This window comes from Pseudoalteromonas sp. ESRF-bin5, assembly GCF_002632075.1.
Taxonomy (GTDB): domain Bacteria; phylum Pseudomonadota; class Gammaproteobacteria; order Enterobacterales; family Alteromonadaceae; genus Pseudoalteromonas; species Pseudoalteromonas marina.
In genome coordinates, this window is the sequence record NZ_NTLW01000075.1 from 1 (window position 1) to 8,793 (window position 8,793).

10 protein-coding genes are annotated in these 8,793 nt (G+C 39.5%); all 10 read left to right on the forward strand.

All coding sequences use genetic code 11. The features are described from left to right. Window positions 1-677, forward strand: a 677-nt coding sequence (prmC, locus tag BCG07_RS03250) for a peptide chain release factor N(5)-glutamine methyltransferase (protein WP_286888632.1), incomplete at its 5' end; no start/stop codon positions are given. A 56-nt stretch (window positions 678-733) separates the two neighbouring features. Further along, window positions 734-2,275 (forward strand): DUF3369 domain-containing protein, encoded by a 1,542-nt coding sequence (locus BCG07_RS03255; RefSeq protein ID WP_286888633.1) that lies wholly within the window; start codon window positions 734-736, stop codon window positions 2,273-2,275. Between the two features lie 28 nt (window positions 2,276-2,303). After that, window positions 2,304-2,678 (forward strand): SirB2 family protein, encoded by a 375-nt coding sequence (locus BCG07_RS03260; protein WP_286888635.1) that lies wholly within the window; start codon window positions 2,304-2,306, stop codon window positions 2,676-2,678. A 144-nt stretch (window positions 2,679-2,822) separates the two neighbouring features. Continuing rightward, entirely contained in the window at window positions 2,823-3,650 is an 828-nt protein-coding gene (locus tag BCG07_RS03265; RefSeq protein ID WP_286888637.1) for a tetratricopeptide repeat protein, read from the forward strand. Between the two features lie 14 nt (window positions 3,651-3,664). Next, on the forward strand, window positions 3,665-4,918 hold the full coding sequence (locus tag BCG07_RS03270) for a DUF819 family protein (protein ID WP_058428627.1): 1,254 nt from the start codon (window positions 3,665-3,667) through the stop codon (window positions 4,916-4,918). Between the two features lie 9 nt (window positions 4,919-4,927). Further along, entirely contained in the window at window positions 4,928-5,782 is an 855-nt protein-coding gene (gene kdsA, locus BCG07_RS03275; protein ID WP_006794509.1) for a 3-deoxy-8-phosphooctulonate synthase, read from the forward strand. A gap of 118 nt (window positions 5,783-5,900) precedes the next feature. Continuing rightward, window positions 5,901-6,797, forward strand: a complete 897-nt coding sequence (locus BCG07_RS03280; protein ID WP_006794510.1) for a transcriptional regulator GcvA — start codon at window positions 5,901-5,903, stop codon at window positions 6,795-6,797. 2 nt (window positions 6,798-6,799) lie between these two features. After that, window positions 6,800-7,432: an alpha/beta family hydrolase gene (locus BCG07_RS03285; protein ID WP_008133128.1), complete on the forward strand. Its 633-nt coding sequence runs from the start codon at window positions 6,800-6,802 to the stop codon at window positions 7,430-7,432. Then, complete coding sequence (locus BCG07_RS03290) at window positions 7,432-7,800, forward strand: DUF423 domain-containing protein (protein WP_243533119.1); 369 nt, start codon at window positions 7,432-7,434, stop codon at window positions 7,798-7,800. The genes BCG07_RS03285 and BCG07_RS03290 overlap by 1 nt, the downstream gene beginning before the upstream one ends. Before the next feature lie 17 nt (window positions 7,801-7,817). Further along, on the forward strand, window positions 7,818-8,793 hold a 976-nt coding region (gene rlmM / locus BCG07_RS03295; RefSeq protein WP_286888644.1), incomplete at its 3' end, for a 23S rRNA (cytidine(2498)-2'-O)-methyltransferase RlmM.

The window sequence follows — 8,793 nt, forward strand, 5'->3', positions numbered from 1 at the left end:
AACACTCCTTTGATACTCTTTGCGCTCGGCGATTAAACGGCGAACCTGTAGCGCATATTACAGGGCAACGTGAGTTTTGGAGCTTAACCTTAGAAGTCAATGCAACAACGTTAATTCCGCGGCCAGATACTGAAACATTAGTTGAGGCTGCACTTGGTTTAGGAATTTCAAAAAATGCAAAAGTTCTGGACCTGGGAACAGGTACTGGCGCCATTGCATTGGCATTGGGTAGTGAAATGCCTTTGTGGAATATTACAGCGGTTGATAAAGTGACTGACGCTGTAGCGCTTGCAACTCGGAATCAACAGCGTCTAGGACTTGGTAATGTGCGTGTTAAACAAAGCAATTGGTTTAGCTCACTTGATAATGAATATTTTGATCTTATAGTGACCAACCCACCGTACATAGAAAGTAGTGACGAACATTTGGCTCAAGGCGATGTGCGATTTGAACCTTTATCTGCCTTAGTTGCTGAAGATTCAGGAATGTCTGATATTAAACAAATAATTACACAATCACGTGACTATTTGCTATCTAGTGGCTATCTTCTAATAGAGCACGGTTATGACCAAGGTTTTGCTGTTCGTGAATTTTTTAAAACGATGGCCTTTGTTAATATTAAAACGATAAAAGATCTTGGTGAAAATGACCGTGTAACGCTCGCACAGTGGCCATAATAAGCTTAATTATTACTGCATCCGTGTGTTAAATGTGTCATGTAGGAATTCTAATTATGATGGGTGACTTTTTATTTTCAGATGAGCCAGATACACCGGTAGATAATACCGATCTGGGCACCTGGAAAGTACTAATCGTTGATGACGAACCTGAAGTTCATGCAGTTACTAAATTGGCATTGAGTGATTTTGAGTTTCAAAATAAACGTTTAGAATTTATCAGCGCGTATTCTGGCGCTGAGGCTAAAACTTTAATTGATGAGCATAAAGACGCAGCAATTGTTCTACTTGATGTTGTAATGGAAACAGACGATGCAGGCCTACAAGTTGTAAAATACATTCGTGAAACCGCAAAAAATAACCACATTCGTATTATTTTACGCACCGGCCAACCTGGTCAGGCACCAGAACGCCAAGTAATAGTTAATTTTGATATTAACGACTACAAATCAAAAACAGAACTCACCGCACAAAAATTATTTACAGTTATCATGTCGAGCCTTCGTTCGTACCGCGATATTATTTCAATAGAACAATCTCGTGTTGGCCTTGAGAAAATAATAACTGCATCACGCAATATTTTTTCTGCACATTCAATAGAGTATTTTATAGAAGGAGTAATGCAGCAACTTACATCATTGCTTGGTATTTCAGATCAGGCTATGTACGCGACCACCCTTGTTGCACAAAACCCAGCATCTCAGAACAATAAAATGATTATTTGTTCAGGTACCGGTGAGTTTGAAAAAAGTGAAGGTAAAGACCTTGAAGAGGTGCTACACGCAGATCAACTAAGCGCATGCCAAGAAGCGTTAAATAATCAGTCTATTATCTACAAAGATAATTACCTATTTGCTTATTGCAGCAGTGAATATAACCACAGCTCAATGCTGTTTATCACAGGCATTCCAAATACACTAACCGATACACAACGCAACCTCGTTGAAATTTTTGCTCAAAATGTACAATTAGCCTTTGAAAATGTTCAGTTACAATCAGAGATTGAGGCCACGCAACAAGAGCTTGTTTACAGATTAAGTGAAGCGGTTGAACAACGCTCTACTGAAACAGGTAATCATGTAAAACGTGTTGCACATATTTGCCATGCTTTGGCGCTTGGTTATGGTTTATCTAAACAGCAAGCTGATTTGATTAGATTAGCTGCGCCTTTGCATGATGTAGGCAAAGTAGGTATCCCCGATTCGGTATTAAATAAGCCCGCAAGGCTTGATGCACCAGAGTGGGAAGTAATGAAAACCCACACTGATAAAGGCTATGGTATTTTAAAAGGATCAGCTCATGAAATTGTCAGTGCAGGTGCCACTATAGCCAAGGAACATCACGAAAAGTGGGATGGTTCTGGTTACCCTGAAGGTTTAGCAGGGAATAAAATTAATATATTCGGCCGCATTGTGGCATTGGCTGATGTATATGATGCGTTAAGGCACAAACGCTGCTATAAGGATTCATGGACGCTCGAGCGTGTTGTTGAAGAGATAAACGCACAAAAAGGCACGCATTTTGAACCAAAGTTAGTTGATGTTTTTAACGCAAACCTTGATGAACTTGAAATAATTATCAAACGTTACCCAGATTAATTTTATATAAATAGAAGAACAGAGGCATATGGATTATTTAGCAGTAAAGCACTCACACATGGCAATAGCAGCATTGAGTGTAGTTTTTTTTTATATTCGATCTTTTTCACGAATGGGCAGTGGCAAAATTGCTCGTAATAAACTTGTATTTATTAGTAGCCATAGCATTGATACATTACTTTTAATTTCTGCATTTACACTCATGTATATGGGGAAGATAAACCCGTTTGAACAACATTGGTTATTAGAAAAAATTATATTAGTGGTTGCTTATATTGCTATTGGAATTATAAGCGCTAAGCAAACTAATTTTTTGGCTAAAATATCTTACCTTATTGTAAATACGTTTGTTATTTTAGCTATTGGTTATTTGGCAACAGCCAAGTCAGCATTACTACTTTAAGCCTTAAATAAATTTACCGAGCTTTAGTATCTCTAAAGCTCGAATATTCCCTCCATGCATTTGATCAAGTACATTTCGTTATTGGAATATATGGGTAGAATTAGGTAAACTACGCGTTCGTTTTCTAGAAATGTTGCAGTATTGATGACCACTTTTGGGTTTGATGAACACGATGACTCTTATATTGATGATGCTTACGATGACTTTACCCCTGCGGCAATCTATCGTTGCATTAAGGCTGAATCGAAATGGGATCCACAACTAGACTTAACAGCCGCTTTTGATGTTCTTGCTGATTTTGAAAAACAAATTAATGCATTATGCATTGTTGTAACCGACTCTCATGAACGCTTAGATAAGTTGCTAGACACCTTTTACAGTACATGGCTATTTAGCGCCTCGAGTTTAAAAGTACCTGAGCATAAATTAAACAGCCTAAGCTACACCCTAACTATGCGTAGCGGCTCGCCAACTACTCTGGCAATTTTACTTTGTCATTTTTTACAACAGGCTAACCTCGATGCCAGTATGAGCCTAAATCAAGGTGATATAGGTGTTCATATTGCTATGAGCGATGAAGAAGGCTATTTGGTTGAGCCAAGTAGCGGTCAGCAAAGTTGGTATATTATTCCTGAAAATGCTGATGAAGCTGAAGGGCAAGAACAAGAGCCCTTAGAACTTATTTTTGACGATGAAGTTTATAAGCTTTTCTTAGCGCAGCAAAAGTGGTCTTTCATTAGTGAAAATAAATTTGGCCATGCATTAACATGCGTTGAAATGTTAATGGAATTAATTGGCGACGACCCCTACGAAAGGCGTGACAGAGGGTATTTATTAAATCAGCTCGATTGCCCTAAAATGGCCCGCGATGATCTACAATTTTTTGTAGATGAATGCCCAGATGATCCAGCAATAGAAATCATCCAGCACCAAATTGAAGAATTAGAAGATAATAATAAAACTCACCATTAATATTAGGGAATACCATGGTTGAAACACAAAGCGCATTAATCACCAATGATGCAGTTGTGCTTGGTTTACTTGCGGTTATTTTGGGGTTTATATTTAAAACCTCAAACAGCGAGCGCCCAGCATTAAAAACGTTCTATAAATATGTACCGGCTTTATTGCTTTGCTACTTTTTACCTTCTTTGCTTAATACGTTTGGTATTGTCGATGGTAATAAATCGAATGTTTATTACGTTGCTTCACGCTATTTATTACCTGCCTGTTTGATACTTTTAACTATTAGCATTGATTTAAAAGCGATTTTAAACTTAGGCCCTAAAGCACTAATTATGTTTTTAGTGGGAACGCTCGGTATTGTTATCGGCGGACCCCTGGCTATATTAGTTGTGAGCGCGGTAGACCCTACAATTGTAGGCGGGCATGGGCCAGATGCTGTATGGCGCGGCATGACCACCGTAGCTGGAAGCTGGATTGGCGGTGGTGCAAACCAAGCCTCAATGAAAGAAATGTTTGAGGTGGGCGGCGATATTTTTTCAGTGATGGTCACCGTTGATGTCATAGTGGCTAATATTTGGATGGCAGTTTTGTTACTAATGGCAGCTAACCATAAGAAAATTGATGCTGCTACAGGAGCAGACACCAGCGCCATTGAAGATTTAAAGCAGCGTGTTGAAAAATACCATGCAGAGCATGCGCGCATGCCAACGCTGAATGACTACATGACATTGCTTGCTATTGCATTTGGTATTACTGGTTTAGCCCATTTTTGCGCAGACTTTTTAGGGCCGTTTTTCGCTAATAATTATGCGTGGGCAAAAGAGTACAGTTTAACCAGTAAGTTTTTCTGGTTAATTGTCATTTCAACTACCATTGGTATTAGTTTGTCTTTTACTAAAGTAAGACAGATTGAAGCATTTGGTGCATCTAAAGTAGCCTCAAGCTTTTTATACATTTTAGTTGCCTCAATTGGCTTACATATGAATGTAACCGCTATTTTTGATAACCCGGGCTTGTTTTTAGTGGGGGCTATTTGGATGCTAGTGCATGCTGGTTTAATGTTGCTTGTTGCAAAATTAATTAAAGCACCGCTTTTTTATATGGCAGTAGGCTCGCAAGCTAATGTCGGAGGCGCAGCGTCTGCGCCTGTTGTTGCGTCAGCATTTCACCCTTCGCTTGCGCCTGTCGGTGTTTTACTGGCTGTATTAGGTTACGGAGTGGGTACATACATGGCTTATATTTGTGGATTAATGTTGCAAGCAGTTGCACCTTAAGGAATTAAAATGAAAGATCAAATTATCAAAATTAATGATATTGAATTAGCAAACAACAAACCGTTTGTTTTATTTGGTGGTATGAACGTTTTAGAATCGCGCGACTTAGCCATGCGCATTGCAGAGCATTATGTAGAAGTGACGACAAAGCTAAACATACCATATGTGTTTAAAGCATCATTTGATAAAGCTAATCGTTCTTCAATCAACTCGTACCGTGGTCCGGGAATGGAGGAAGGGTTAAAAATATTTGAAGAAATTAAAAACACCTTCAACATTCCTCTTATCACTGACGTTCACGAACCGCATCAAGCGGCGCCGGTTGCTGAAGTGGTTGATGTTATTCAGTTGCCTGCTTTTTTAGCCCGTCAAACAGACTTAGTTGTTGCTATGGCAAAAACAGGTGCGATTATCAATGTTAAAAAGCCGCAGTTTTTAGCACCACATGAAATGCGCCACATCATTACTAAATTTAATGAGGCTGGTAATAATAATATTGCACTTTGTGAGCGTGGCTCTAGCTTTGGTTATAATAACCTGGTTGTTGATATGTTAGGAATGGATGACATGAAAGCAATGGCACCTGTAATTTTTGATGCAACGCATGCGTTGCAACGTCCAGGTGGTCGTGCAGATTCAGCTGATGGGCGTCGAGCTCAAGCGGCAGAGCTAGCCAGAAGTGGAATGGCTTTGGGGATCGCTGGTTTATTTATAGAAGCACATCCAAACCCTAATGAAGCAAAGTGTGATGGACCATGTGCATTAGCCCTAAGTAAATTAGAAGGCTACCTATCGCAAATGAAAGCAGTAGATGATTTGGTTAAGAGTTTTGCGCCTTTAGATACCAGCGCTAGCGACTTATAAAAAGTGACCGCATAATAAAAAGCGACATTAGTCGCTTTTTTTACACCTTAAATATACTCTTTCTTGTCATGGGTATATAATTCATGCATAAGAAAAACTAATTCAAAGCTTGGTTATTATGTCAAGACGAGTCCCCCCATTAAACGCACTCAAAGCATTTGAAGCTGCAGCACGGCATTTAAGCTTTACAAAAGCCGCAGAAGAGCTTTATGTAACGCAAGCAGCTGTCAGTCATCAAATAAAAACACTCGAAGAACATTTAGGTTTAAAGCTATTTTTACGAAAAAATCGCTCGTTATTATTAACGGAAGAAGGCCAAGGTTATTTTTTAGATATTAAAGAAATTTTTACGCAACTGATTGATGCTACAGAAAAGTTACTTGCGCGAGGAGCTAAAGGCTCATTAACGGTAAGTTTAACCCCTAGTTTTGCAATTCAATGGTTAGTGCCTCGTTTAAGTTTATTTAATGAGTTACACCCTGAAATTGACGTAAGAATAAAAGCACAAGACCAAGACGAAAATTCGTTAAGTGACGATGTCGATATTGCCATTTACTACGGGCGTGGCCACTGGAATGGAGTGCAAGCTTATAAGTTACATACAGAGTATTTAGTGCCATTGTGCAGCCCTATGTTATTGAGTGGCCCCAAACCACTTGATCAACCCAGTGATTTAGCACAGCACACCTTATTGCATGACACTACACGTAAAAATTGGAAAACGTGGATGAAAACTGCGGGTGTACGTAACGTACAAGTAAATCAAGGGCCTATATTTAGCCACTCTTCTATGGTGCTGCAAGCTGCCGTTCATGGCCAAGGCGTTGCAATTGGGAATAGTGTGTTAGCCAAACCAGATATTGATGCAGGGCGACTAGTTATTCCATTTAGCCACAGTCTAGAAAGTAAAAACGCTTACTATTTGGTGCTTCGTGAATCACAAACTGAATTGGGAAAAATAGTGTCATTTAAAGAATGGATGCTAAGTTTGGTTGAACAAGAGCAAGAGTATTAATCATGATTGAATGGTTCAAAAGTCAAAGCCAACCCGCAATTGCACAGTTTATTTTTGCCCATGGTGCTGGTGCTGGCAGTGATTCTGACTTTATGCAGCACGTGGCTGCACTGATCAGTGAGCAGGGTGTTGATGTTGGTTTATTTGATTTTGAATATATGCAAATTGCAAAGCAAACCGGCAAGCGACGCCCGCCAGAGCGTGCTCCCAAATTGCTTACATACTATGAGCAAGTATTAACGCATGCTCAACCTAAATTACCCTTGTTTATTGGCGGTAAATCAATGGGTGGGCGAATGGCGTCAATGCTTGCATGCACAACTAAGCAGCCAATTAAAGGCGTTATTGCATTTGGTTACCCATTTCATCCACCAGGTAAACCAGACAAGCTTCGTACAGAACACTTTGCTGATATTCCTTGTCCATTTTTAGTGTTGCAAGGTGAGCGAGATACATTTGGTACGCGTGAAGAACTAAAAACGCTGGCAATGCCAAAACAGCCCGACTATGTATGGCTGGCTGATGGCGACCATTCGTTAAAACCACGTAAAAAAAGTGGCATTACTGAATTAGAAAACCGCCAAATAGCAGCTTCTAGTACAGCACAATTTATAAACAAAATGTTGGGTAAATAATGACAAAACTATTTTTAATGGCAGGCAGTTTATTTTGTATGTTTTCGGTTATGTTGGGGGCTTTTGCCGCTCACGGACTGAAAAGTCGTCTATCAGAATATTCGATAGGTGTGTTTAAAACAGCCGCTGAGTATCAAATGGTGCACGGTTTAGCATTAATTGCAGTAGCATTACTCTTAAAATGGGGTATTAACCTAAATTGGGCTGGCCACTTTTTTATAATAGGTACACTGCTTTTTAGTGGCAGCCTATATTTATTAGCACTGACAGGAATGAAGTGGTTAGGGCCAATTACTCCTCTTGGTGGGGTGTGCTTTATTATTGGTTGGATTGTTATTTTAGTGCAAGTTGCACGATTTAAGTTTTAAAAAGTTTAAGGGTTATTATGTCTAGTGTTGTGATTTATTGTCGCAGTGGGTTTGAAAACGATGCAGCTGCTGAAATAACATTTCATGCTGCTGAGCAGGGTTTTGCAGGGTATGTAAAAGCAAAGCCTAATACAGGTTACGTTATATATGAATGTTTTGAAGCGCAGCATAGCGACGAGATAATCAAAAAAATCGATTTCAAAAATATGGTGTTTGCTCGCCAGTGGTTTGCCGGCACATTATTAGAAGATATGCCTTTAGAAGACCGTGTAGGCGCAGTTGTGCAAGCAGCTAAAGATTTTCCTTTATGCGCTGAACTACGAGTAGAGACGCCTGATACAAACGAAGGGAAAGAACTACTTACTTTTTGTAAAAAAATCTCCACACCGCTTAAAAAAGCACTAGAGAAACAAAACACCGTGTTGCGTGAGTCAAAGGCAAATCGGCCTGTGATGCATGTGTTATTTTTGGAAAATAATACCGCATATGTTGGCTATTCATACAGCTATAACAATTCACCCAACTTTATGGGGATTTTACGTTTGCGTATGCCAAGCGATGGTCCTAGCCGTTCTACACTTAAACTTGATGAAGCGTTTAATGTGTTTATACCAGAGCAACAAAGAGAAATACGTGTTGCTGCAGGTATGCGATGTGTTGACCTAGGCGCATGCCCAGGTGGTTGGACATACCAATTGGTGCGCAGAGGCATGTTTGTTAATGCAATAGACAATGGACCAATGAATGATAACCTAATGGAAACAGGGCAGGTTAAGCATTTTAGAGAGGATGGCTTTAAATATCGTCCAGAGAAAAGAAACATTACTTGGCTTGTATGTGACATGGTAGAAAAACCAACCAAAGTAACCAGCCTAATGATTGACTGGGCAGTCAATGCCTATGCAAAAGAGCTTATTTTTAATCTTAAATTACCAATGAAAAAGCGCTTTGACAGTGTATATGAGTGCTTAGCAATGATAAAAGAAGAGCTCG

Coding starts and splice junctions, on each gene's coding strand:
- BCG07_RS03265 (WP_286888637.1), top strand. CDS start 2,823: ATGACCACTTTTGGGTTTGATGAACACGATGACTCTTATATTGATGAT.
- BCG07_RS03280 (WP_006794510.1), top strand. CDS start 5,901: ATGTCAAGACGAGTCCCCCCATTAAACGCACTCAAAGCATTTGAAGCT.
- BCG07_RS03260 (WP_286888635.1), top strand. CDS start 2,304: ATGGATTATTTAGCAGTAAAGCACTCACACATGGCAATAGCAGCATTG.
- BCG07_RS03285 (WP_008133128.1), top strand. CDS start 6,800: ATGATTGAATGGTTCAAAAGTCAAAGCCAACCCGCAATTGCACAGTTT.
- BCG07_RS03255 (WP_286888633.1), top strand. CDS start 734: ATGATGGGTGACTTTTTATTTTCAGATGAGCCAGATACACCGGTAGAT.
- BCG07_RS03270 (WP_058428627.1), top strand. CDS start 3,665: ATGGTTGAAACACAAAGCGCATTAATCACCAATGATGCAGTTGTGCTT.
- BCG07_RS03290 (WP_243533119.1), top strand. CDS start 7,432: ATGACAAAACTATTTTTAATGGCAGGCAGTTTATTTTGTATGTTTTCG.
- kdsA (WP_006794509.1), top strand. CDS start 4,928: ATGAAAGATCAAATTATCAAAATTAATGATATTGAATTAGCAAACAAC.